General features: G+C 41.2%; 24 protein-coding genes. 5 read left to right on the top strand and 19 right to left on the bottom strand.

Annotation, left to right across the window (positions count from 1 at the left end; all coding sequences use genetic code 11):
- Positions 1-5: 5 nt before the first annotated feature.
- The 5 genes from hemW to gpr form a co-directional block, all read right to left on the bottom strand.
- Positions 6-1157 (bottom strand): radical SAM family heme chaperone HemW, encoded by a 1152-nt coding sequence (gene hemW / locus ACQKL5_RS01535; RefSeq protein ID WP_427606246.1) that lies wholly within the window; start codon positions 1155-1157, stop codon positions 6-8.
- Between the two features lie 82 nt (positions 1158-1239).
- Complete coding sequence (gene lepA / locus ACQKL5_RS01530; protein ID WP_427606244.1) at positions 1240-3075, bottom strand: translation elongation factor 4; 1836 nt, start codon at positions 3073-3075, stop codon at positions 1240-1242.
- A 165-nt stretch (positions 3076-3240) separates the two neighbouring features.
- Positions 3241-3564 (bottom strand): YqxA family protein, encoded by a 324-nt coding sequence (locus ACQKL5_RS01525; RefSeq protein WP_427606243.1) that lies wholly within the window; start codon positions 3562-3564, stop codon positions 3241-3243.
- A gap of 19 nt (positions 3565-3583) precedes the next feature.
- Positions 3584-4786, bottom strand: coding sequence for a stage II sporulation protein P (gene spoIIP / locus ACQKL5_RS01520; protein ID WP_427606241.1), 1203 nt, complete (start codon positions 4784-4786; stop codon positions 3584-3586).
- An 84-nt stretch (positions 4787-4870) separates the two neighbouring features.
- A complete protein-coding gene (gene gpr, locus ACQKL5_RS01515; protein ID WP_427606239.1) occupies positions 4871-5989 on the bottom strand; it encodes a GPR endopeptidase in 1119 nt (372 codons plus the stop codon).
- Positions 5990-6258: 269 nt separating this feature from the next.
- On the opposite strand from gpr, the gene rpsT reads away from it, so the two are divergent.
- Positions 6259-6525, top strand: coding sequence for a 30S ribosomal protein S20 (rpsT, locus tag ACQKL5_RS01510; RefSeq protein WP_402966026.1), 267 nt, complete (start codon positions 6259-6261; stop codon positions 6523-6525).
- Between the two features lie 84 nt (positions 6526-6609).
- On the opposite strand, the gene holA is transcribed toward rpsT, so the two are convergent.
- Positions 6610-7623: a DNA polymerase III subunit delta gene (gene holA, locus ACQKL5_RS01505; RefSeq protein ID WP_427606237.1), complete on the bottom strand. Its 1014-nt coding sequence runs from the start codon at positions 7621-7623 to the stop codon at positions 6610-6612.
- Positions 7624-7950: 327 nt separating this feature from the next.
- On the opposite strand from holA, the gene ACQKL5_RS01500 reads away from it, so the two are divergent.
- Positions 7951-8085 (top strand): YqzM family protein, encoded by a 135-nt coding sequence (locus tag ACQKL5_RS01500; RefSeq protein ID WP_081108861.1) that lies wholly within the window; start codon positions 7951-7953, stop codon positions 8083-8085.
- Between the two features lie 70 nt (positions 8086-8155).
- Here ACQKL5_RS01500 and ACQKL5_RS01495 read toward each other — a convergent pair whose 3' ends face one another.
- From ACQKL5_RS01495 to ACQKL5_RS01485, 3 genes are all read right to left on the bottom strand, one after another.
- Positions 8156-10462, bottom strand: coding sequence for a DNA internalization-related competence protein ComEC/Rec2 (locus tag ACQKL5_RS01495; RefSeq protein ID WP_427606235.1), 2307 nt, complete (start codon positions 10460-10462; stop codon positions 8156-8158).
- Positions 10463-10482: 20 nt separating this feature from the next.
- Entirely contained in the window at positions 10483-11040 is a 558-nt protein-coding gene (locus ACQKL5_RS01490) for a ComE operon protein 2 (RefSeq protein ID WP_427606234.1), read from the bottom strand.
- A gap of 82 nt (positions 11041-11122) precedes the next feature.
- Positions 11123-11770: a helix-hairpin-helix domain-containing protein gene (locus ACQKL5_RS01485; RefSeq protein WP_427606232.1), complete on the bottom strand. Its 648-nt coding sequence runs from the start codon at positions 11768-11770 to the stop codon at positions 11123-11125.
- A gap of 107 nt (positions 11771-11877) precedes the next feature.
- Between ACQKL5_RS01485 and comER the strand changes: the two genes are divergently transcribed.
- Positions 11878-12708, top strand: a complete 831-nt coding sequence (gene comER / locus ACQKL5_RS01480) for a late competence protein ComER (protein WP_427606230.1) — start codon at positions 11878-11880, stop codon at positions 12706-12708.
- 102 nt (positions 12709-12810) lie between these two features.
- On the opposite strand, the gene ACQKL5_RS01475 is transcribed toward comER, so the two are convergent.
- The 8 genes from ACQKL5_RS01475 to ACQKL5_RS01440 are packed head-to-tail and all read right to left on the bottom strand — an operon-like array spanning position 12811 to position 17832.
- A complete protein-coding gene (locus ACQKL5_RS01475; protein ID WP_427606228.1) occupies positions 12811-13554 on the bottom strand; it encodes a class I SAM-dependent DNA methyltransferase in 744 nt (247 codons plus the stop codon).
- Positions 13551-13907 carry a ribosome silencing factor gene (gene rsfS, locus ACQKL5_RS01470; protein WP_402966040.1) on the bottom strand — a complete coding sequence of 119 codons (357 nt, stop codon included), beginning with the start codon at positions 13905-13907 and terminating at the stop codon, positions 13551-13553. Before rsfS ends, ACQKL5_RS01475 begins: the two co-directional genes overlap by 4 nt.
- Positions 13907-14479 (bottom strand): bis(5'-nucleosyl)-tetraphosphatase (symmetrical) YqeK, encoded by a 573-nt coding sequence (gene yqeK, locus ACQKL5_RS01465; RefSeq protein ID WP_427606225.1) that lies wholly within the window; start codon positions 14477-14479, stop codon positions 13907-13909. Before yqeK ends, rsfS begins: the two co-directional genes overlap by 1 nt.
- Positions 14469-15038: a nicotinate-nucleotide adenylyltransferase gene (locus tag ACQKL5_RS01460; protein WP_427606223.1), complete on the bottom strand. Its 570-nt coding sequence runs from the start codon at positions 15036-15038 to the stop codon at positions 14469-14471. Before ACQKL5_RS01460 ends, yqeK begins: the two co-directional genes overlap by 11 nt.
- A 16-nt stretch (positions 15039-15054) precedes the next feature.
- On the bottom strand, positions 15055-15345 hold the full coding sequence (gene yhbY, locus ACQKL5_RS01455) for a ribosome assembly RNA-binding protein YhbY (RefSeq protein WP_427606222.1): 291 nt from the start codon (positions 15343-15345) through the stop codon (positions 15055-15057).
- Complete coding sequence (aroE, locus tag ACQKL5_RS01450; RefSeq protein WP_427606221.1) at positions 15339-16181, bottom strand: shikimate dehydrogenase; 843 nt, start codon at positions 16179-16181, stop codon at positions 15339-15341. The genes yhbY and aroE overlap by 7 nt, the downstream gene beginning before the upstream one ends.
- A gap of 23 nt (positions 16182-16204) precedes the next feature.
- Complete coding sequence (gene yqeH / locus ACQKL5_RS01445) at positions 16205-17314, bottom strand: ribosome biogenesis GTPase YqeH (RefSeq protein ID WP_427606219.1); 1110 nt, start codon at positions 17312-17314, stop codon at positions 16205-16207.
- On the bottom strand, positions 17311-17832 hold the full coding sequence (locus tag ACQKL5_RS01440) for a YqeG family HAD IIIA-type phosphatase (RefSeq protein WP_427606217.1): 522 nt from the start codon (positions 17830-17832) through the stop codon (positions 17311-17313). Before ACQKL5_RS01440 ends, yqeH begins: the two co-directional genes overlap by 4 nt.
- A 464-nt stretch (positions 17833-18296) precedes the next feature.
- Between ACQKL5_RS01440 and ACQKL5_RS01435 the strand changes: the two genes are divergently transcribed.
- Positions 18297-18437, top strand: a complete 141-nt coding sequence (locus tag ACQKL5_RS01435) for a sporulation histidine kinase inhibitor Sda (RefSeq protein ID WP_402869651.1) — start codon at positions 18297-18299, stop codon at positions 18435-18437.
- 44 nt (positions 18438-18481) lie between these two features.
- Here ACQKL5_RS01435 and ACQKL5_RS01430 read toward each other — a convergent pair whose 3' ends face one another.
- Positions 18482-19279, bottom strand: coding sequence for a phosphatidylserine decarboxylase (locus ACQKL5_RS01430; protein WP_427606215.1), 798 nt, complete (start codon positions 19277-19279; stop codon positions 18482-18484).
- Between the two features lie 136 nt (positions 19280-19415).
- Between ACQKL5_RS01430 and pssA the strand changes: the two genes are divergently transcribed.
- Positions 19416-19955 (top strand): CDP-diacylglycerol--serine O-phosphatidyltransferase, encoded by a 540-nt coding sequence (gene pssA, locus ACQKL5_RS01425; protein ID WP_427606214.1) that lies wholly within the window; start codon positions 19416-19418, stop codon positions 19953-19955.
- Between the two features lie 61 nt (positions 19956-20016).
- Here pssA and ACQKL5_RS01420 read toward each other — a convergent pair whose 3' ends face one another.
- On the bottom strand, positions 20017-21804 hold the full coding sequence (locus ACQKL5_RS01420; RefSeq protein WP_427606212.1) for a M3 family oligoendopeptidase: 1788 nt from the start codon (positions 21802-21804) through the stop codon (positions 20017-20019).
- Between the last annotated feature and the right edge of the window lie 61 nt (positions 21805-21865).

Here is a 21865-nt window from a genome sequence, read left to right as displayed (position 1 = left end):
TTCCATCATTCCGTTTCAACTACACCCAAAAACGCTTGAAATACTTCATTGCCAAGCAATTTCCCACGTTCCGTAAGGCTAATAAAGCCACCGTCAAGCTTGAGTAATCCCTTATTTATTTGGTCTTCGAGTTCTTTCCCGAAAACCTCCTTCATTTCAACAGAAAATTTCTCTTTAAAGGTTTCAAGAGAGACTCCTTTTGTTTTTCGAAGTCCCAAGAACATCTCTTCCTCCATATTTTCGTAAAGAGGCACAGTATGTTCATCTAAAACTGGTAACTCCCCTTCCAATAAAGGCGTGATGTATTTTTTTACAGGACCATGATTGGCCACTCTTTTTCCACTGGTGTACCCATGTGCTCCGGCACCGATGCCATAATACTCTACATTATTCCAGTATGTCAGGTTATGCTTACTTTCAAAACCAGGACGTGCAAAATTACTGATTTCATACTGATGAAGGCCATGCTTTTCCATCTCTTCCATCAGACGCTCGTACATGGAAGCTTCGAGCTCTTGAGGAGGGAGTTTCAATGTACCTTTTCTCATTTGATTGTAAAAGACCGTCTTTGGTTCGACGATTAAAGAATAACTAGAGTAGTGAGGTAATTGCAGGGCAAGCGCCTTAGCTAGGGTATCCTCAAAATCTTCCATCGTTTGGCCCGGTAATCCATAAATCAAGTCGATCGTAATATTGGTGAAACCGACATCCTGAGCTAACTGAATCGTTTCATAAACTTCAGATGCCCGGTGTGTTCGTCCGATGCGCTTCAATAATTCATCATTAAAACTTTGTACCCCAAAACTAAGCCTGTTCACACCTGCTTGATAGAGAATCTCAAGCTTTTCTCTCGAAAGGTCCCCAGGATTGGCTTCAAAGGTATATTCAGCCTGCTTGGAATCGAAAGGAAGGGTCTCACTAATGGCCTCGCAAAGGAAGGACAGCTGCTTTTCATCAAGTGAAGTGGGTGTTCCCCCACCAACAAAGACCGTATCCAATTTCTTTGTCGGGTATTTAGCCAGTTGCATTTCCATTTCCCTTTTCATCATCCGTAGATATTCATCAACCGGCTGCCCTTGAAGAAATACTTTATTAAAATCACAGTAATGGCAAATATGTTCACAAAATGGGATATGGAGGTAAGCACTTTTAATCATTAAGTTCACAACCTTTGTTTATTCGAATGAACCGATAGAAAAAGAGGCTAGATCCTGTCTACCCTCTTTTTTCTACTATCATTTATTTTTTTGGAGTCGTATCGTCCATTTTCAGGACAGCCATGAAGGCTTCTTGTGGAACTTCAACAGAACCAACCTGTTTCATCCGCTTTTTACCTTGTTTTTGTTTTTCGAGCAATTTACGTTTACGGGAAATATCGCCGCCGTAACATTTAGCCAGTACGTTTTTACGCATGGCGCTAATGGAAGAACGGGCCACGATCTTTTGTCCGATAGCCGCTTGAATCGGCACTTCAAATTGCTGTCTTGGAATTAATTTCTTTAACTTTTCAACGATGATTTTTCCACGTTCGTAAGCAAAGTCCTTATGAACAATGAAACTCAATGCATCTACCGTTTCACCATTCAATAAGATATCCATCTTCACAAGCTTGGATGGTTTATACCCAATCAACTCATAGTCGAATGATGCATATCCCCTTGTATTGGATTTCAATTGATCAAAGAAATCATAGACGATTTCTGATAATGGAATCTCATAATGGATACTTACGCGTGTTTCATCAACGTATTCCATATCGATGAAATTACCGCGTTTATTTTGACAGATTTCCATGATGGTACCTGTAAATTCCGTTGGCGCCATCATTGTCGCTTTTACATAAGGTTCTTCGACGTTTTCGATTTTTTGTGGATCCGGCATGTTAGATGGGTTATCCACCTTAATTGACGTTCCATCTGTAAGGATAACGTCATATATAACACTCGGAGCCGTCGTGATCAAATCGATTTTGAATTCACGTTCGATCCGTTCTTGAATGATCTCCATATGAAGAAGTCCAAGGAATCCACAACGGAAACCAAATCCTAACGCTTGAGACGATTCTGCCTCAAATTGCAAAGCTGAATCATTCAACTCTAGTTTCTCTAATGCATCACGTAAATCATTGAATTTCGATGCGTCAATCGGGTATAACCCGCAATAAACCATCGGATTCATCTTCCGGTAACCCGGTAAAGCTTCCGTCGCAGGATTAACGGCACTCGTAATCGTATCCCCTACAGTTGTATCACTGACATTTTTAATGGCTGCAGTCAGGAAACCTACATCCCCTACGGTCAGTTCATCAAGCATTTGAACTTTCGGATTGAAGACGCCCAATTCAGTCACATCGAATTCCTTACCAGTGGACATCATTTTGATTTTATCGCCCACTTTAATAGATCCCTCAACAACACGGATGTAAGCTACTACACCACGATAAGCATCAAACACAGAGTCAAAAATAAGCGCTTTGAACGGTCCATCTGGATCGCCTTGAGGTGCCGGTACCAATTCTACGACCTGTTCTAAAATATCCTCGATTCCAATTCCAGCTTTAGCCGAGCATAAAACTGCATCAGATGCATCCAAACCGATTACATCCTCGATTTCACCCCGGACCCGCTCAGGATCGGCACTTGGCAAGTCAATTTTGTTGATGACAGGTAAGATTTCCAGGTTATTGTCCAATGCTAAATAAACATTGGCAAGCGTCTGGGCCTCGATGCCTTGTGCAGCATCCACAACAAGAACTGCACCTTCACAAGCAGCAAGGCTTCGTGAAACCTCATACGTGAAATCCACGTGCCCCGGTGTATCGATAAGATGGAAGATGTATTCTTCGCCATCTTTCGCCTTATATTTCAATTGAATCGCATTCAATTTAATCGTAATTCCACGCTCACGTTCTAAGTCCATAGAATCTAACAGTTGACTCTTCATTTCACGTTGAGTCATGGCGTTCGTCTTTTCTATGATACGATCCGCCAATGTTGATTTACCATGATCAATATGAGCGATGATGGAAAAGTTACGAATCTTTGATTGTCTTTTTAGTTTCTCTTCTCTATTCATAACGTTCACTCCTAATAGTCGACACAATACACTATTTTTCATTATATCAATAGAAAATGCAAGATTCAACAGAATAGTTACAAGGATAGACCATTATGTAGAAGGAAATAGCAAAAAAAGCTGCATTCAGATTAGAATGCGGCTTTTCGGAGAGTTTCTTTTTCTCTAAATCATATTGAAAAGTGCGTTAAAGGCCCCTGATACCATTTCACCAAGACTTTTACCAAGAGATGAGAAGAAATTATATGCCTTCATTTCTTCCAGTTTTTCTTTTTTCGTTTCTATATCATGACTCGTCACTTTTTGTCCAAGGATATCCGCCTCCACCTCTCCCTGTTCCGATTGGTTGATGGTGAAAGCACTATTCAAAGCAGGGTCTTCATACCCTTTCATTTTTTTCATGCCATCGTTCGCCTGCTGCATCCCGATAAGTACACCTAAAAACAAAACAAGTACTATTCCCATGCATTTCAACCAAAATCGAACCATGATAGAGACTCCTTCCAAATTACTGCGCTTCCGATTCTCCCTTGATACCATCGACAGATTTAGCATCCCAATACAATTCACTGAACACATCAGTGAATGCGTCGACCGTTAAATACATTTCCTCAAATGTATTATCGACGCCGCCAATTTCCAAGAGCATCGCATTACCTGTCAAATCTTGATTATAGACTCCATTATTTCTTGCTCCACCCTGTTTCATGACTCCGCGCGAAATTCCTGGATATTTCTTTTCCAACGCTTTATGCAGTTTATTGGCAAGTGCCGCATTTTTTTCGTAATTCGGGTTATCCCCTCCGACAACAAAAGCTATCTTGGCATATTCTTTACCATTTATGGTAATGGTCGTATGCTTTTTACGTTTTGAATCACGATGGATATCAATGAGATATTCTATATTCTTATTATTCGCCATTGCAGTCTGCACGGTTTTGCGTGATTCCTGATACGCTTTTGTAAAATTCAAGCCCTTGTTATTCAAGTTCCCCATCACATCCGTCTTATTGAGAGAGGAGCCTATCCCTTTATCGGCGAGATCGGCCGTCATTCGTGTTCCGAGTTTTGTAATATTGATTTCAGAATGGTAGGCAAGGTCAGGATTCGTTACACCCTTCAGATAAGGAAGATACGACTCCCGATTGTGGCTATGATAAATTTCTACCACCTTGCGGCCATTGGTCGTTTGTTTGGGTTGATTAGGCGTTGTTTTCTTATCCGGTTCTTCTATTTCATCCAGATTTTGCAGTGATGCGTCTCTTTTATCATTCATCACTTCTAAAGGTGGTGGAGATTCATACGGCATATTCGTATAGTTCGTTCCTTCACCTGCCACCAGAATCTCGTTATCAAAAATTGAGAAGCCTGGTAATTCCCGACCTAGCAAGCTGCGAGGATCCTCCATTGAGATATTGGTCGAAAGCTTCACTAACTGTTCCATGACAATCGATTGTTCTTTCCCTTCAGGCAACGCACTGAAGAAATAATGATTTTCATTGGCCAGTATCGAAAACAGCATCTTACCTGAGAATTGGTTTGCAACGGTATGTACGGAATTCGATGTGATGCGATACTCCGGCCTTAGCGACGTCATGATTCCGCTGACGGAAAAAACAAAAAGAAGCAAAGCTAGAATACTTAGAAAAGTTTTTACAATCGTTGATCCATGAATAGCTGTAATAATACCTGGAGATTTTCTCCTTTTCATCCGTCCACCCTCTCTATAGCTTGTCTACTAATACTTATGACTTTGCTAGAAAGGGTAGAACACCATTTTTGGGCACCTAAACTGTTAGCGGGTATAAAAGCCTGCATTGCCCTGATTGATTGATTCATGCAGGGCAGCATTCAAACCATTTGCTATTAAGTTGGCCATATCTTCGATGAATACATCGACTTCCTTGGGTGTGACCATTAAATTATGACCGAGCGGTGACAACACCTCATAGATCAATTTCCGCTTCTCTTCATCAGGAAGCACACCAATCAATCCCAAAAAAGTCTGCCGTTCCTGCTCTCCAGGCATATCCTCATCCTTTAGTTTTTTCTTTTTCCCAAAATTGAAACCTGCGGGAGCCAATGCACGAGAAGGACGATCTCCCTCTTTCAACTCCTTGCCAAAATGTTTCAAGATATAATCAATGGTGTCGCTCGTGATCGATACGGCATCCACGACGGTCGGGATACCAATGGCGATCACCGGAACACCCAAAGTCTCCTGGCTCAATTCCTTGCGCTTATTTCCGACACCGGAACCTGGATGGATTCCTGTATCCGTTATTTGAATCGTTGAATTCACCCGGTCTATCGAACGTGCTGCCAGGGCATCTACGATGATAAGGAAATCAGGATTACTTTTTTCAATGACCCCTTTGATGATGTCACTCGTCTCGATTCCCGTTAACCCCATCACACCCGGGGAAATCGCACTGACTGGGCGATAGCCTTCCTTAACCGACTCCGGCTGCAACTCGAATAAATGTCTAGTGACGACCAAATTTTCAATAACAGCAGGACCTAGAGCATCTGGTGTCACATTCCAATTCCCCAGACCCACGACTAAGCAGCTACTTTCTTTTGAAAGCTTGTTCCTTTTTAAAAAATAGGCCAACTCATTGGCGAATACCTTTTCAACCCGTTGCTGTGTATCCGTATCCTGCTGTCGGATGCCCTGGACCTCGATTGTCAGATAGCTCCCCTGTTTTTTTCCAATCTCCTTTTCCCCCTCAGCTGTAACCTCAACTAAGGAAATCTTTAAATCATCCACTTCTTTTTCTTTTATGATCACACCCTCGATATGAGAGACATCTTTTTCTTCAACAACACCTTTCATTTCAAGAGCAATTTCCTTCGCCTCAATTGCCAGATCTGTCCGAATACCATAATTACTTAGGTCCAACTCTTTCACCATAGCGCCTCCTGCTCTTTAAATGGGTTCAAATCTAGTATTTTTATCTTCTCTTAAACATTCTTTCATTTTAGCTTTTGTATTATTCATTTTTTTGGTACAATACTTTATGACGAGATGAAAAAATTTCGGAAATATAATTACTTTTCGATTCTCAATCTGGAGTATTGCATAATCTTAAGCAGTCTGATAGAATATCACTTGTGCTATTTGATATGGATTTGAAAAGTCGAGTTCATATAATCTCGATTTCTTTGTAGGAGGTGAACGGAATGCCAAACATTAAATCTGCTATTAAACGTGTGAAAACTAACGACAAAAAACGCGTTCATAACATTACAGTTCGATCTACTATGCGTACTACAGTGAAAAACGCTGAAGTTGCATTAGCTGGTGAAAACGTTGAAGCTGCTAAAGAAGCTCTTTTAACAGCTGCTGTAAAATTAGACAAAGCTGCATCTAAAGGATTAATCCATAAAAATGCGGCAGCCCGTAAAAAATCTCGTTTAGCGAAAAGACTTAACGCTCTTAACGCTTAATGAAAACGAAACGACTCTTCCGGGTCGTTTTTTTTGTACCCCAAAAAAAAGAAGACAGAATGAATCTGTCCCCTCTTTAAAACCTCATCTAAATTTCAATAGTAATAACTCAAGCGTGATTGCTTTGTCCGCCTGACCGGTTTTCATTTTATAATCTGCTTCCGCTAAGTCATCAATAATGCTTAGCAGCTCTCGTTCCTGGAATTTACCTGTTTTTTCAAGAGCCAGTTTCACCCTGTATGGGTGCACCCTCAATTGTCCAGCGATTTTTTGCTGACTATACCCTTGTCGCGAGAGCTCCTTCACTTGATACATGAGCCTCACTTGTCCAGCCATCACACTTAAAATCTTAATGGGCTCTTCATTTTGCCGAAGTAAGTCGTGGAGAATGGTCATGGCACTTTCCATTCTTCGTTGCAAGACTGAATCCACAAGTGTAAAGATATTCTGTTCAAGTGATTTAGCCACTAATTTTTCGACGACTTCGACCGTTATCCTCTTATCATCATCTACATACAATGCCATTTTATCTAATTCGTTCGTCAGCATCATCAAGTTCGTACCAGCCAACTCCAAAAGAAGTTCCGTTGCTTGGTCATCAATCTGAACATGGTACTCTGCGACCCGTTCTTTGACCCATACCTTCAACTCACGATCACCAAGCTTCTTCGCTTCCACAAGAACAGCCTTACGTTTCAGTTCTTTGGTGATTTTCTTTCGTTCGTCCAGTTTCTCATAAGGAGCCGTCAATACGACAATAGAGTATGGAACTGGGTCTGATAGATAGGCTTCTAATCTTTTCACATTATGTTCAACCTTGGACTTTGATTTTTCGGCAGTCAGGAAAAATGGATTTTGCATGAAGACAAGACGCCTTTCACCAATAAATGGAAGAGTCTCTACATCTTCTAGGGCCGTTTCAATCGGAATTTCCTCTAAATCAAATTGAGAAAAGTTAAAGTCCATTTCATCTTCCTGAAGGACGTGCTCTATCAACAGCTGCTTCGTTTCATTAATTAAATAGGCTTCGGTTCCATATACCAAATAGATAGGAGCGAATTGCCCTTTTTTTATATTTTTCCAAACGTCTAATACCAATAGAATCAGCCTCTTTTTTATGTATTCTTCTCTAATGGTATAGGTGGATGAGCCATTTGACAAGCTATAAAGGGAACTAGCCCCTTAAGGTCTAGTTCCGGATCTATATGAACGCTATCAAGAAAGGCCCTAGGAATACTTTCTTGATAGCGATAGATATTCATGTAGAACAATCACGCGCTTGCTTTTGTTTGTACTTTTATTTTGACCTCAAATAGGCAGACTATAAGTGACAACTCTTGTCAGTATAGGAAATGAAGAAATGTGACCTGTGGATTTATTTTTGGTAATGTTTTATACTATTAGCAGAAATAGGAGGGATAAACAATGAACGAATTCGAAAAGAATGTCCAATCGAAGACTGATGACGTCGCGGATTCTGCTATGGGATTCATCGGTTCATTTGTATTTTTCGCTGCCATGTTCACCATTGCTGTCGTCATTAAAGCAGTAGGATCCTAATTTTAACATGCACTTATTTTTCCCTGAAGGAGGCTGCTGATGCAGTCTCTTTCTTTTGGATTTCTACATACTATGGGAGAATCTTTCGAAAGGTTCCACCATTTTTGGAATACTTGAAAATGATGGCTCCGTCTTCGTCCGTCCTGAACACGTTGACCTTATTTTCTTCCATCGTCTCCATCACTTGATCGTGAGGGTGGCCATACCTATTTTCTTTTCCTACCGAAATGATAGCGGCTTTAGGGTGTAATTGTTCAAGAAAAGGAATGGAGGATGACGTTTTGCTGCCATGATGGCCCACCTTCAATATATCAACCCGTAATTGTGGATACGTATCGATGAGTTCCTTTTCACCCGATTCCCCCATATCACCCGTGAACAACCAGGAGAATCCACCTATTTCCGCGTACAAAACAATAGAGGCCTCATTCGTATTCTCTTCCTTTTTGTATGGATTCAAAACATGGAACGCAGCACCATCAACCTTCCATGAATCTCCTCTTTTCACCATATTCATACTAATCCCCTTATCCCGAGCAACCGAGATAAAGTCTTTATCTTGATATTGGTCTACACTCCATCCGCCAATAATCAATTCCTCAACCTTAAAATGTTCAATTAACTCTTTGGCACTGCCCATGTGATCGGCATCCGCATGCGTCAAAATCAGCTTGTCCAAATGATGGATTCCTTTACTTTTCAATAACGGAATGATGGTATCTTCTGCTGTATTATAGGTCTTTCGCTTCTTTTTCCATGCCTCTAAGGGAAATGTTATTTGGCCCCCTGTATCTACTAGATAATTCCCCGCGTTAAACGGCAGGATTATTAAAATCGAGTCTCCCTGACCGACATCAATAACATGCACTTCACCGAAAGGAGACAGCTTTTGAAAATTGAATTGAAGGAGCAAAAGGAAAATGAACATTGCCCACCAAAGTTTACTTGTACGAAATGAGACCTCCCAGCACACAAACAGGCCCAATACAGACAATACCAGAAGCAACATCATGATAAAACTGGGTTTACCGAAGGCAAGCGATGCCATCGGTAAACCCGTGGCCACATCTGCCGCACGATTACAGAGCATGAATGTCACATTAATCAGGGAAATAAGCAGCTGACCGAGAGGTGGTATGGCAAGATGCACCACAACTGTAAGCAATGAAAATGGCAGCAATATGACGGAATACAGAGGTACATACAAGACATTTAACAGGACACCAAGAATGGATACCTCAAAAAAGTGAAAAAGTAATATCGGAAGGGCTGCCAATTGGCAGATGGAACTAATGATGAAAAGCTGAATGGTCTTTTGTGGATAGTGTAAGAAGATGCGCGAAGACATGATAATGGAGAATGTGACTGCGAAGGATAGCTGGAAGCCAATATTATAGAGCATGTTAGGCTGAAGAAAAAGTAAAACCATATAAATCACGCCAATCGCAACACTCGCTGACAATCTTTTTTTAAAGAGCATCAGGATAAAGAACAGCATGGCCATTAAACAGGAGCGCAGGACAGAGGGACTTCCTCCGGACAGGAGCGTATAAATCGGTAGAAAGACCAGGATGAGGAAAATCATTCTCTCACGGGTAATTCCAATACGAATTCCTAGATAAAATAACATGCCCGTCAATAGGCTAACATGAAGCCCCGAGATTGCCAGTAGATGGACAAGACCGAGACGTTGATAATTCGTCAGGTCCTCTTCATCAATTTCACTCTGATCACCAAAAATAAGTGCTGTGACGAAGCCGCTAGATTCTTTTGGAAAGTGTTCTTTGATATACGAGATTCCTCTCATTCGAAAATTTTGAATCGAAACGACAAGAGAATTCTTCTCTTTCTTACATTTAGAAAAAGAGATAGAATGGGCTTTTAAAATCCAATGGGTATGCTGAAGGGAAAGATATCGTTGATAATCGAAGCTGTTTTCATTACGATGTGGTTCAGGCACTTGCAAACTACCCTGTACCGGACAGGATATTCCGGTTTGCAGGTGCTCTATCACCCCCTCTTTTTCTTGTTCGGAAGCTATTTTATACCGTAATAGGAGATGTTCACCTTGTCCACTTGTGATAAAACCTTTTAGTAAGTTCCCATCAAGTTTTAACTGAGAAGTAAAGGTTACGAGGAAATGACTTTCCGACCCCTCATAGATGGATTGGTTTCGAATGTCAGTTACTGAAGCGGAACCTAAAAAGATGCCCATGGTGACAACATGGAGAGTAAGAACCTTCCCCTTTCCACCGCTCCAGTAATAAAGAAAACAAAAGAAAAACAAGATGCAGATTAAAAGCTTCAAGCTAAAATATGAATGGGCCATAACACCTAACGTGGCCGAAACAGCTAAAAAAAGAAGGTGCCTTTTCATGCTAACCTCCTTATCATAAACTAATTGAACAACCTCTTGGCCTGTTTTTCCAGATTGGAAACAGCCTCTTTCTCTAGGCCGGTTTGTTCTAGTTGACTCAATAATGAAAGAACAAATTCCTGTTTCTCTTTACCATTTAAATCGATGGCCCCTTTGGCTTCAACCTTTTCCATCTTGACTCCGGCCTGTTCGAACAATTCTATGGCATACGGATGGTTTTTATAATCCTCTGCATAATATACAGCCTTAATCCCGGCCTGGATGAGCGATTTGCAGCATTGCAAGCAGGGAAAATGCGTCACATATATTTCTGCTTCCGCAGTCGGCACGCCAAATTTAGCACATTGTAAAAGCGCATTCATTTCCGCATGTATCGTTCTGACACAATGATTATCAATGATATAACAACCATCATCAATACAGTGGGTCCCTCCAGCTATCGAACCGTTGTAACCTCCTGCAATTATCCGATTATCTCTCACAATGGTTGCACCCACAGTCAAGCGAGTACACGTACTTCTTAAAGCTAACAAATGACTTTGAGCCATGAAATATTGATCCCAGCTAATCCGGTTCATGTTGTCGTCCCCTTTAACTCAGTAAGATTTCTTTCTACAATTCTACCTTCTTCCCGGCCATTTGTGTAGCCATTGCCAGTATTTATTGGACCGAAATAGACTCCTTTAACTTTTCAAACGTTTTATCCCCTATCCCAGACACATTCTTCAAGTCCTCTACTTGCTTGAATTTTCCGATAGAGTCCCTGTATTCCAGTATGGCCGTTGCTTTTGATGGACCAATCCCAGAAAGCGTTTCTAAATCTGCTTGTGTAGCGGTATTCAAGTTCACCTGGCCACCCGAACTACCAGCTGCTCCGTCAGTACCCGTAGACCCATTTGATAGTGTAGCAGGCATTCCTCCTGGGATTTCTGCCCCTTCCTCACCCTTCTTTGGTACGTAAATGACCATTTGATCTTCCACAAGTTGAGCGAGGTTCACTTTGTCCTTATCCGCCTTATCTGTAAAACTGCCCGCTTCTGATATCAAATCGATTACCCTGTCACCTGCTTGAGCGGTAAATACGCCAGGAGCCTGCACAGCTCCTTTTACATCGACTTTCATAATTTGAGGTCCTGCCTCGGTTTTCGGTTTTACTTCATCAGTTGTCTCTTCACTTGTTGAAATGGCAAAGATATCTTCTGTTTCACCCGGCTTCTTTTCAGGTTGATAAAAAAGATAAAAGCCAATTGCTACTATAACTACGGCAACAGCAATCAACGAGATTTTCTTTTTGAGGATTGTATCCATTCATCGAGCCTCCCTCGGTACGGTTTCATCATTGCTTTGGCATAAGACAGGGTAAATCTACATAGTGTTTAATGAGAAGTTTTGCTTCTTTGAAGGGAGTTGAAGGCATGAAGAAAATTGGAGTAATCGGTACGGGAAATATGGGGACGATTTTGATAGAAGCTTGGCTTGAAGCGGATATACTGGAGCCAGCTGATTTAATCATTACCAATCGAACGCTTTCTAAAGCTGCTGCACTGAAGGAAAAGCACCATGGCATCCAATTGGCAACAAGCACAGCTGAGCTAATCCAAAAAGCGGATTTAATCTTTCTGTGTGTAAAACCCCTACAGATCCACAGCCTTTTGCAAGATATAAAACACCACATAAAAAAGGAACAAGTACTGATTTCAATTACAAGCCCGCTTTCTGTCGCGCAGCTGGAGGCAGAGGTGGAGGGGCCATGTGCTCGTTTCATCCCCAGCATAACGAACCGGGTAGGCTCAGGCGTGTCGTTACTTAGTTTCAGTGAAAAATGCACCGATGAGATGCGGAAATTGCTACATGATTTGGCCTCGTCCATCTCAGAACCGATTATCATTGAAAATGACATCACCCGGGTGGCTTCAGACATCGTCAGCTGTGGTCCTGCCTTCTTTAGCTTTTTAGCACAGGCCTTTATTGAAGGGGCGGTCGATACCACGAAAATTGATAAAAAAACGGCAACCACTTTAACTGGGAACATGTTGATAGGATTGGGGGAACTACTGGGCAAAGGCATTTACACCTTACCGACTTTACAGGAAAAGGTGTGCGTAAAAGGCGGGATAACGGGTGAAGGGATCAAGGTATTAGAAGCAGAAACCGGAGAGATGTTTCATCATCTTTTTCATGCAACACATGAAAAGTTCGCAGAAGACTTGGAAGAAGTCGAAAAACAATTTGGCCATCCTTATTAATATTCGGAGCCAAAATCAAAACTCCTTCTTAATGAAAAAATAAATAAGGGTCAGACCCCCTTTCGTACACGAAAGGGGGTCTGACCCTTATTATTTCCCATATTATTTCCTGGCTACGAAAAGAATCCGTTCGGTTTCTTCAACGGGTGGTGCTTCTTCAAGGTCCGCCAGTATTTCCAGGGTTTCAAATCCTGCAAGTTGTAGCCATTCTTTATACTGTTCTATCGAATAGGTACGCTGGTAATGCAATTCATCAAAACGGTCGTACAAACCGCTTTGATCGTCCCTTACAAAAAAGCTAAGGTCATGCTCGACGCTGTAGGGTTCTTCTCCCGGGAAACTGTCCCAAATGTAAGAGACTTCTTCATCACTGACAGCAAACGTATTATTTTGAAAGATTTCTTCCATTTTATAAATCGAATGGACATCAAATAAAAATAATCCGCCTTCCTTCAAATGATCATGAACCCGGCTGAACGTTTTTACAACATCAGCTTCCTCGCGAAGATAATTCAGAGAATCACAAAAAATCGTGACACAGTCGTATAGACCGAGCCCTTCAAGTTCTGCCATATCCTGCTGAAAAAAAGGAATCGATAATCCCTGCTTCGCCGCCTTTTCATTGGCCACCATCAACATTTCATCGGATAGGTCCACCCCGGATACATCAAAGCCGTGTTGTGCCAGCTCAACGGTTATCTCACCGGTACCACAGGCAAGGTCCAGAACTTTCCTTCCCTCTATTCCATATTGCTCTAGCTTCGCCGTCAGAATTAATAACCATTTTTCATAGGGAGCGTCCTTCATTAATTCATCGTATACATAGGCAAAGCGTTCGTACGTCATTGAGTCAGTTCACCCTCAAGATCTTCGAAAGGTGCATCTCCCCAAAGACGTTCGAGGTTATAATAGTTTCTCTCATCTTTATGGAAAACGTGTGCCACGACATCGCCTAGGTCAACTAGTACCCATTTTGCTTCGTCGAAACCTTCAAGACGTTTAACATTGATTCCCGCCTCATCCGCTTTGCTCTTCATTTCACGGGCAATGGCCTGTACTTGTTTTTCAGAATTACCATGACAGATTAAAAAGTAATCCGCCACCAAAGAAATACCTTGCATATTTAAAGCAACGATATCCTCCGCTCTTTTATCGTCCGCCGCTTTTGCTGCAATTGTTAATAGTTCACGTTCAGTCATTACATCTTCTCCTTCAAATTCATGATTAAATCATTATATGTTTTAAAAGTATCAGGGTATATTGCCCGATTTCTTTTCATCAAAAATACAACTGTATTCCGTAAAGCCTGAATGACCGCATGATCCAAGTTTTCCTTGGCTGTCTGCCTGACCTCATCTACACCTGGAAAAGAACGCCCAGGTTCAATATAGTCAGCAAGGTAAACGACCTTATCCAAAAGGCTCATTCCTACCCTACCAGATGTATGGTAGGCAATTGCATCCAATATCTCACGGTCGGTGATTCCGGCCTCTTTTTCCACCAGGTAAGCACCAACGGGAGCATGCCATAGCTCCATATTGTATTCCAGCAAGTCCGGTGCCATTTTTTCAGAGACAATGATTTGCTCCATTTCCTCTTTTGGACGGAATTTCGCATAATCGTGGAAAATGGCTGCCAGTTCTGCCTTTTTAACATCTGCGCCATAACGTTCTGCGAGTTCCATGGCTGACTCGACCACGCCTAATGTATGAATATATCTGCGCTCGGTGATTTGTTCTCTGACACGCGCTAACGCTTCCTCACGATTCATATAGATCATTCCCTTTAATATACTTCACCACTGGATCGGCTAATAAATATTTAACGGTTTTCCCCGTCCGTAATTTTCTCCGGATCATAGAGGAAGAAATGAACATCTGCGGTACTTGAACCATCGTGATAGGATATTCCGTTTTTTCATTATAGCCTGGCCGTTTGACCCCGACAAAGTGCACAATATCCACTAGTTCGTCAATCCGATGCCATTTAGGTAAGTACTCTATCATATCCGCACCAATGATGAAAAAGAATTCTGTATCAGGTTCACGCTCTTTCAGCAATTTAATTGTATCATGTGTATATGATGTGCCTTTTCGTTCAATTTCAATACCTTCTATATAAAAAGAGGGATGCCCGGCTATAGCGTCTTCAAGCATAGCCATCCTGTCCAAATCCGTAACTTCCTCCGTTTTTTCCTTATGGGGAGGAACATGATTTGGCATAAATCTGACTTCATCTAACTCTAGAGCATCCAGCACTTCATTAGCTATAATTAAATGTCCGATATGAGGAGGGTTGAATGTACCGCCAAGAATTCCAATTTTTTTCATAAGATAGGTAAGTTCCTTAAGGTAATTTAATTTGCTTGTTTTCTCTTGATTCTTTATATAATACGATGGTATTACCGATGATTTGAACCAATTCAGCTCTTGCACCTTTTGATAAGGCACGTCCTACATCGTTGCGTTCCTCTTCACAGTTTTGAAGTATGCTCACCTTAATTAATTCACGGACTTCTAGCGCCTCACCGATTTGCTTGATGAGGTTATCATTGACCCCGCCTTTTCCAACTTGGAAAATTGGATTTAGATGATGGGCCTTTGAACGTAAAAATCTTTTCTGCTTTCCTGTTAACATGTGTTACCTCCTAGTTTGTTCAAGACAATATCTGTCATTCTTGATGTATCCGGCTTGATTCCGGTCCAAATCTCGAAAGCATACGCAGCCTGGTGGACGAACATGCCAAGTCCATTTAGCGTTTCCGCTCCTTTTTCTTTGGCTTCACGAAGAAACTGCGTTTGCAAAGGATTATAGATAATGTCACTGACAAATGCACCAGCCTTAAGCTGGTCTAACCTCATTGGGGAATGATCCAACTTTGGACTCATCCCACAAGATGTTGTTTGGATGATTAAATCATAATGTGATAAGCTTTGTTCCGCCTCGTCAATCGTGAGCGCCTTTGATTCTTTATCATATGGGCAATCAGAAACAAGGTGGGCTGCCCTCTCCTTCGTCCGGTTCGCAATATCAACTTGCTTTACGCCTTCTTTCACAAGGGTAAAATAAATCGCACGTGCAGCACCGCCCGCTCCGATCACTAACGTTTTTTTAGCCTTAATGTCACCTGATATTTCATCGCATAAAGATCTATAAAATCCTATTCCGTCTGTATTATACCCTATAAAACGGCCTTTTTCGTTAAAAACTGTATTTACCGCCCCAATGGCACGTGCCAAATCATCTACTTCATCAAGAAGTGGGATGACTGGGGTCTTATGTGGAATGGTGATGTTAAACCCTGATACACCAAGGGCTTTCATGCCTTTTATCGCATCAGGCAAGCTCTCTGGCTTCACATGGAAATGGTGATAAATGGCCTTTATATTTTCTTTTTCAAAAGCATCATTATGTATGTCCGGAGACATCGAATGAGCTATTGGATCTCCTATTACCCCATATATCTTATTCATAGAATGCTACATCCCCTATGGTTTTAGATTAATGATTTACGGACAATTACATTTACGCCTTTTGGAACGTGCGCAACGACCTTTGCTCCTGGCTCATTGACCGTAACCCATCCAAGACCTGAAAACACAATATCCATTTTACCTTCTTTTAAGGTAAACTCATGTGGAATCAATTTTGGGAATTCTTCCAATTGATCAGGACGTGGAGGCGTTAGCAGTTCTCCAGCGTGATTCTTATATAGTTCATCCGCTTTCTCCAGTTTCGTGCGGTGAATGTTCAACTCATTTGAAAGATAACAAGTTAGGGAACGTCTGCCTCCGGAAACATAATCCAAACGGGCCAAGCCACCGAAGAACAATGTTTGAGCTTCATTGAGCTGATAAACCCTAGGCTTGATTTCCTTCTTCGGCATAATTACTTTGAAGTCACGTTTATCCACATAATGAGCCATTTGGTGATGATTGATGATTCCTGGTGTATCAATCAAGGCTTGTCCATCATCCAAAGGTATTTCAATCATATCCAAAGTTGTGCCGGGAAAATGAGAAGTCGTGATGATATCTCCTTCTCCGCTCACTTCTTTAATGAGGCGATTGATGAAAGTTGATTTACCCACGTTCGTACAACCTACAACGTAGACATCTTTCCCATTCCGATACTTATCTATCGCTTCAGCCGCTTCAAGGACATGTTTTCCCTTTTCCGCACTGACGAGCAGGACATCAATTGGATTCAGTCCCAATTCCTTTGAAGATTTCTTCATCCAATTAATCAATTTATTAGGTTTTACGGATTTGGGAAGCAAATCGACCTTGTTTCCTATCAATAATACGTCATTTTGGCCGACGAATCGGTGTAACCCCGGCAACCAACTTCCATTGAAATCGAAGATATCGACTATTTTAACAATTAAAGAATCCGTTTCCCCTACTTTATTCAAGATTTTCAAAAAGTCATCGTCCGTTAAAGAAACATCCTGTACTTCATTATAATGCTTTAATTTAAAGCAACGTTGACAAATGATACTCTCTTTTTCCAGTGCTGATTGAGGGGCGTATCCTAACTCCTTTGGATCTTCCGACTGGACCGTAACGCCGCACCCGATGCATACTAATTCTTGATGATTGTTCAATTGTGTTCCTCCCATTCTATCATTCCTTTTCTTTTAAAGAACGCCATGATTTTTCTTTCAAAATAACGATTGATTCTTGTCCGGAATTCATCCGTTTGCGCTACCGGGACCACGAGGATGGTATGGAATCCACCTCTATTTCCTCCAAGTACATCCGTCAACAGCTGATCCCCGACCACCACCGTTTCTTCTAACTTCAAGCCCATCGTCTTCCTTGCCTTATGGAAGGCTCTTGCCATCGGTTTTCTAGCCTGATGAATGAAGGGGATCTGGAGAGGGTCGGAAAAAGCACGAACGCGCTTCTCATTATTATTCGATACGATCGTTACTAAAATCCCGTGGGCACGTAACTTATCAAACCAAATGATTAATTCAGGGGTTGCAGTCGGTCTATCCCATTCCACAAGAGTATTATCCAAATCGGTAATAACCCCTTTTACCCCCTTTTCTTTCAACTTATCAGGATCTATATCAAAAATGCTTTGAACATGTTCACTTGGCAAAAATAATTTAAGCATACTGACACACCTCTATATTCACTTTGAAATTTACCGTCTCTATCATATCGAATTTTTGGCTTACTTTCAAAAAAATCGAGAAAGAAGGTCTAATGGTAAAGAAATATCATAATGTATGTTTTCTAATATGAAAAGGCATTTTTCAATCAAACCAAATAAATCGACTTCTTTTGGCAGTCTAGACAATCCTAAAAATTCCCAAAAGTTTTCGACAAATATTGCCTTTAAGCAACCTGTGGATAACTTTACTAACATTTTCCATAGCGATATGTATCTCTTTCCATACTTTGTAAACAACTTAACCACAGGTTATCCACTTTTGACTGTGGATAACAGAACGATTGTTCTCCACGGTTATTTCTGATACAGTAGGGGTACACCAAAGATAACTTACTAATATATGACTAAAAACATAAAATATTCCTCATAATTTTTGGGAGGTGGCAGCCGTAAATGGCGATCTAATGCAAAAACTATCTGATGATTTGTTGCTGGAATCCTATTTTAAAGCAAGAAACTTAAAGCTTAGCTCAGATTTCATCCGTTTGATCGAAACGGAAATTCATCGAAGGTCTTTAACACATAGGATCCGCTCATTATTTTAATATGAGGAACATAGGCTGACAAAATAGATGTTAGCCTTTTATTTTTATACCCCTTCTTCCTTGACTGTCAAATGTCCAATCGTTTCTCCGACTCTGACTTCAGCGGGAATGGATATTTTTTCAACAAGTTGAAACCGATCTCTCTCAAAAAGAAGAACCACAGTGGAACCGAAGCTAAAATAAGAGAATTCCTGACCTTTTTCTAATTGCTGTGAATCATCCGTGATGACGATGGAATTGATGAACATCGCCCCGACCTTCACCATCGTCAAGCAGCCTGCCTCGTTTTGCAGTTCTGTTATCGTACGATAATTCTTAGCCAAGGGCTCCTTACCATATTTCATCCCCCATTTATTGACAGGATATGATTTTTTCCCAAGTGTCCATCTTTTGACGACAGAACCGGATATGGGCGCATGAATCCTATGATAATGGCTTGGACTTAAGTATAACACGAGATATTTACCGCCTAGGTATTTTTCTAAAAATTGAGCATCCCCCACCATTTCCTCCATAGAATATACCTTTCCCTTAACCACAATTTTTTTATCAGTGCGAATTTCCCCAGCATCCTCGAGTACACCATCCACTGGACTGGCCACTGAAGAATTTTCTGTCGTAACGGGCCTTGCCCCCTGTTTTAGCTGTCTCGTAAATAAATCATGCAGGTTAGTATAGGACTTCTTGTCATCCCCGAATTCCTGTTGATTAAGGTTGAATTGTTTTATATAAAAGGGAATCAAAGGTTTACTCAACTTCGATTGACTGAACTGTTTCAATAGGCCGGATGATACCCTTCCGTTCGTAAGTTCTATAAGAATACGATAAAATGTTTGATACACCTAAACACCACTCCAAATTATTATGAAATTCAAAAACCACTTGCATAAATTGTATTAATTAAAATATTATTATATAATAAATACTTATGTTTACTAATCTTTACTTTATTTTGTTTTATTCGAAGGGAGGGAAAAGATGTTTTTACTACAAGCCCTAGATCAAACCATAAAAAAATTAAAAAACCAAACGGCTAATATAATAACCTTAATGAATTTATCCCTCGGTGGATTTGCGATAATAGCAGTGCTTCACGGCCAATTAAATTTCAGTTTACTTTTAATTTTCCTTGCTGCCCTAGCGGATCGTTTTGATGGTATGGTTGCGAGGAAGTTTAGCATTGAATCTGAATTAGGTAAAGAGCTTGATTCCATGTGTGATATTATTTCTTTTGGTGTAGCACCGGCTCTACTATTATATCAAGGAATTTTAATAGAATTTGGGGCACCAGGTACATTTGTCACTGTTCTCTATATCGGTTGCGGTGCATTCCGTCTCGCTCGCTTTAATATAAGTGAGAATAATGGATATTTCACTGGCGTACCCATCACTGTTGCTGGCTGTGTAGCCACGTTCAGCTACCTTGCCATTCCATATTTCCACCCAGCTTTTTTCTTCTTTCTTATGATTGTATTATCATTACTAATGGTCAGTCCAGTTAAATTGAGAAAAGTCTGATTGCTTATTGAAGCGGGTGCCCTAAAGCACCCGCTTTTTTGTCCTTATATCCACTGTTTCTTTACGCTTTTCGAACAAGGGGATCGGTCAAACGCATGAACTCCTCGACATCTTGCATACAGGCGGAAACCGCTTCTTCCCAAAAATCACGGGTGGTTATATCGACGCCTAAATGTTTCTCAGCTAAGGATTCTACATTCATGGCCCCTGTATCCCTAAGTAGAGCTATATATTTCTCTTCAAATCCATCCGGTTCTTTCAAGGCTTTCGCATAAATGCCTAATGAGAAGAGGTAACCGAAAGTGTATGGGAAATTGTAAAAGGGCACATCAGTGATATAAAAATGAAGCTTTGAGGCCCAAAATGTCGGATGATATTCAGATAGTGCTTCCCCAAATGCTTCCTTCTGTGATTCGACCATTAATTGATTTAAGCGGTCGGCACTAACATATCCCTGTTTTCTTTCCTCATAAAACCTGGTCTCAAATATGAAACGAGCATGAATATTCATTAGTAATGATACAGAACGCTGAATTTTATCTTCTAAAAGAATCAGCTTTTCTTCCTCAGTGGTAGCGGTTTTCACAGCTGCATCCGATACGACCATCTCAGCGAATGTTGACGCTGTTTCAGCCACATTCATGGCATAAGAACGATTTAACGGATCAATATCTCCCATTACATGTGAATGGAAGGCATGTCCCAACTCATGGGCCAATGTCGATACATTCGATGGGGTTCCCGAATAGGTCATAAAGATCCGTGATTGATTGTCCAGCGGAAATCCTGTACAAAATCCGCCTGGTCTTTTGCCTGGTCGATCCTCCGCCTCAACCCAGCTCTCTTCGAAGGCCATTTGAGTAAATTCCGCTAAGGTACTTCCGAACTTAGAGAATTGTTGAATGATGAAATCTGCCCCTTCTTGATAATCCATAACATTTGATGTGGCTGTAACAGCAATCGGTGCATCCAAATCAGACCAGCTTAATTTCTCCAAATCAAGCAATTCAGCCTTTCTCTGTAAATACCGAACAAGTGGATCCTTATTGTCAGCTATGACCTCCCACATGCTTTCAAGGGTCTTTTTCTCCATCCTGCAGATTTCAAGGGGCTCCTTCAATATGTCGTCCCAACCCCTTTTTTCATTCACGTTGATTCGAAAGCCCGCTAAATGATTCAAAGTCCTTGCAAACAACTCACTCTTTTCTTCCCAGGCGTTTTCCCAAGCAATAAACAATTCGTTCCGAACACTTTGATCCGGCACCGAAAATTTATTTGCCGCCTGTCCAACAGAGAGTGCCTCACCCTTAAACGGAACCTTCATCGAACCGACGATCGTGTCATACATCTGGCTCCACCCCTCAAATCCGTCCATGGATAGCTGGGTAATCAAAGACTCTTCTTTAACGGAAAGTTTTTCTTTAGCACGGTCTCGACGCTCATTCAAAATATAGGCAAGTTCATTCAATGGTTCTTTCTTGAGGATATCCTCGAACCAGTCATCATTGAACTGAACCAGCTTTTCATCCAGGCGGAATGAAACCATTCGCAAGGATGCCTCTACCTTCAAAACGTTCGTCCTCAACTGGCTCGCTTTTTTGTCCTGAACATCTTGAGCCTCGAGACATCCAATGAAAGAACCTGCCTGGGCCACTTTCATACGGGTGATTTTATAAAGATCCAGGGCCTCTTTCAAAGCCGTTTCATCACCCTTTGGATCGATCTCGAATACAAGGCGATCTAATATCTCGACGTCTTGTTTTATTTCCTCCAAAAGCTGCAGGAATTCACCTGAAGAGCTTCCCCCTTTAAAAAAGACATCCAAATCCCAATTTAAAGCATACCCCATTCTTAACCGCCTCCTATTTATCGACAACACCATTATATTATAGAGGGTACATCCATTTTTT

The organism is Peribacillus sp. NPDC097675, assembly GCF_050277655.1.
GTDB lineage: Bacteria > Bacillota > Bacilli > Bacillales > DSM-1321 > Peribacillus.
This window is presented reverse-complemented; position numbering and strand designations above follow the sequence as displayed.

What these genes read in the sequence shown, in the direction of transcription:
- spoIIP (WP_427606241.1), bottom strand. Translation starts at nt 4,786, where the DNA reads ATGAAAAGGAGAAAATCTCCAGGTATTATTACAGCTATTCATGGATCA.
- ACQKL5_RS01440 (WP_427606217.1), bottom strand. Translation starts at nt 17,832, where the DNA reads ATGCTTAAATTATTTTTGCCAAGTGAACATGTTCAAAGCATTTTTGAT.
- rsfS (WP_402966040.1), bottom strand. Translation starts at nt 13,907, where the DNA reads ATGACTGAACGTGAACTATTAACAATTGCAGCAAAAGCGGCGGACGAT.
- gpr (WP_427606239.1), bottom strand. Translation starts at nt 5,989, where the DNA reads ATGGTGAAAGAGTTGGACCTAAGTAATTATGGTATTCGGACAGATCTG.
- ACQKL5_RS01475 (WP_427606228.1), bottom strand. Translation starts at nt 13,554, where the DNA reads ATGACGTACGAACGCTTTGCCTATGTATACGATGAATTAATGAAGGAC.
- pssA (WP_427606214.1), top strand. Translation starts at nt 19,416, where the DNA reads ATGTTTTTACTACAAGCCCTAGATCAAACCATAAAAAAATTAAAAAAC.
- yhbY (WP_427606222.1), bottom strand. Translation starts at nt 15,345, where the DNA reads ATGTTAACAGGAAAGCAGAAAAGATTTTTACGTTCAAAGGCCCATCAT.
- ACQKL5_RS01485 (WP_427606232.1), bottom strand. Translation starts at nt 11,770, where the DNA reads ATGGATACAATCCTCAAAAAGAAAATCTCGTTGATTGCTGTTGCCGTA.
- yqeK (WP_427606225.1), bottom strand. Translation starts at nt 14,479, where the DNA reads ATGAATCGTGAGGAAGCGTTAGCGCGTGTCAGAGAACAAATCACCGAG.
- ACQKL5_RS01500 (WP_081108861.1), top strand. Translation starts at nt 7,951, where the DNA reads ATGAACGAATTCGAAAAGAATGTCCAATCGAAGACTGATGACGTCGCG.
- comER (WP_427606230.1), top strand. Translation starts at nt 11,878, where the DNA reads ATGAAGAAAATTGGAGTAATCGGTACGGGAAATATGGGGACGATTTTG.
- lepA (WP_427606244.1), bottom strand. Translation starts at nt 3,075, where the DNA reads ATGAATAGAGAAGAGAAACTAAAAAGACAATCAAAGATTCGTAACTTT.
- ACQKL5_RS01495 (WP_427606235.1), bottom strand. Translation starts at nt 10,462, where the DNA reads ATGAAAAGGCACCTTCTTTTTTTAGCTGTTTCGGCCACGTTAGGTGTT.
- ACQKL5_RS01420 (WP_427606212.1), bottom strand. Translation starts at nt 21,804, where the DNA reads ATGGGGTATGCTTTAAATTGGGATTTGGATGTCTTTTTTAAAGGGGGA.
- ACQKL5_RS01525 (WP_427606243.1), bottom strand. Translation starts at nt 3,564, where the DNA reads ATGGTTCGATTTTGGTTGAAATGCATGGGAATAGTACTTGTTTTGTTT.
- ACQKL5_RS01490 (WP_427606234.1), bottom strand. Translation starts at nt 11,040, where the DNA reads ATGAACCGGATTAGCTGGGATCAATATTTCATGGCTCAAAGTCATTTG.
- aroE (WP_427606221.1), bottom strand. Translation starts at nt 16,181, where the DNA reads ATGAATAAGATATATGGGGTAATAGGAGATCCAATAGCTCATTCGATG.
- hemW (WP_427606246.1), bottom strand. Translation starts at nt 1,157, where the DNA reads ATGATTAAAAGTGCTTACCTCCATATCCCATTTTGTGAACATATTTGC.
- rpsT (WP_402966026.1), top strand. Translation starts at nt 6,259, where the DNA reads ATGCCAAACATTAAATCTGCTATTAAACGTGTGAAAACTAACGACAAA.
- ACQKL5_RS01435 (WP_402869651.1), top strand. Translation starts at nt 18,297, where the DNA reads ATGCAAAAACTATCTGATGATTTGTTGCTGGAATCCTATTTTAAAGCA.
- ACQKL5_RS01460 (WP_427606223.1), bottom strand. Translation starts at nt 15,038, where the DNA reads ATGAAAAAAATTGGAATTCTTGGCGGTACATTCAACCCTCCTCATATC.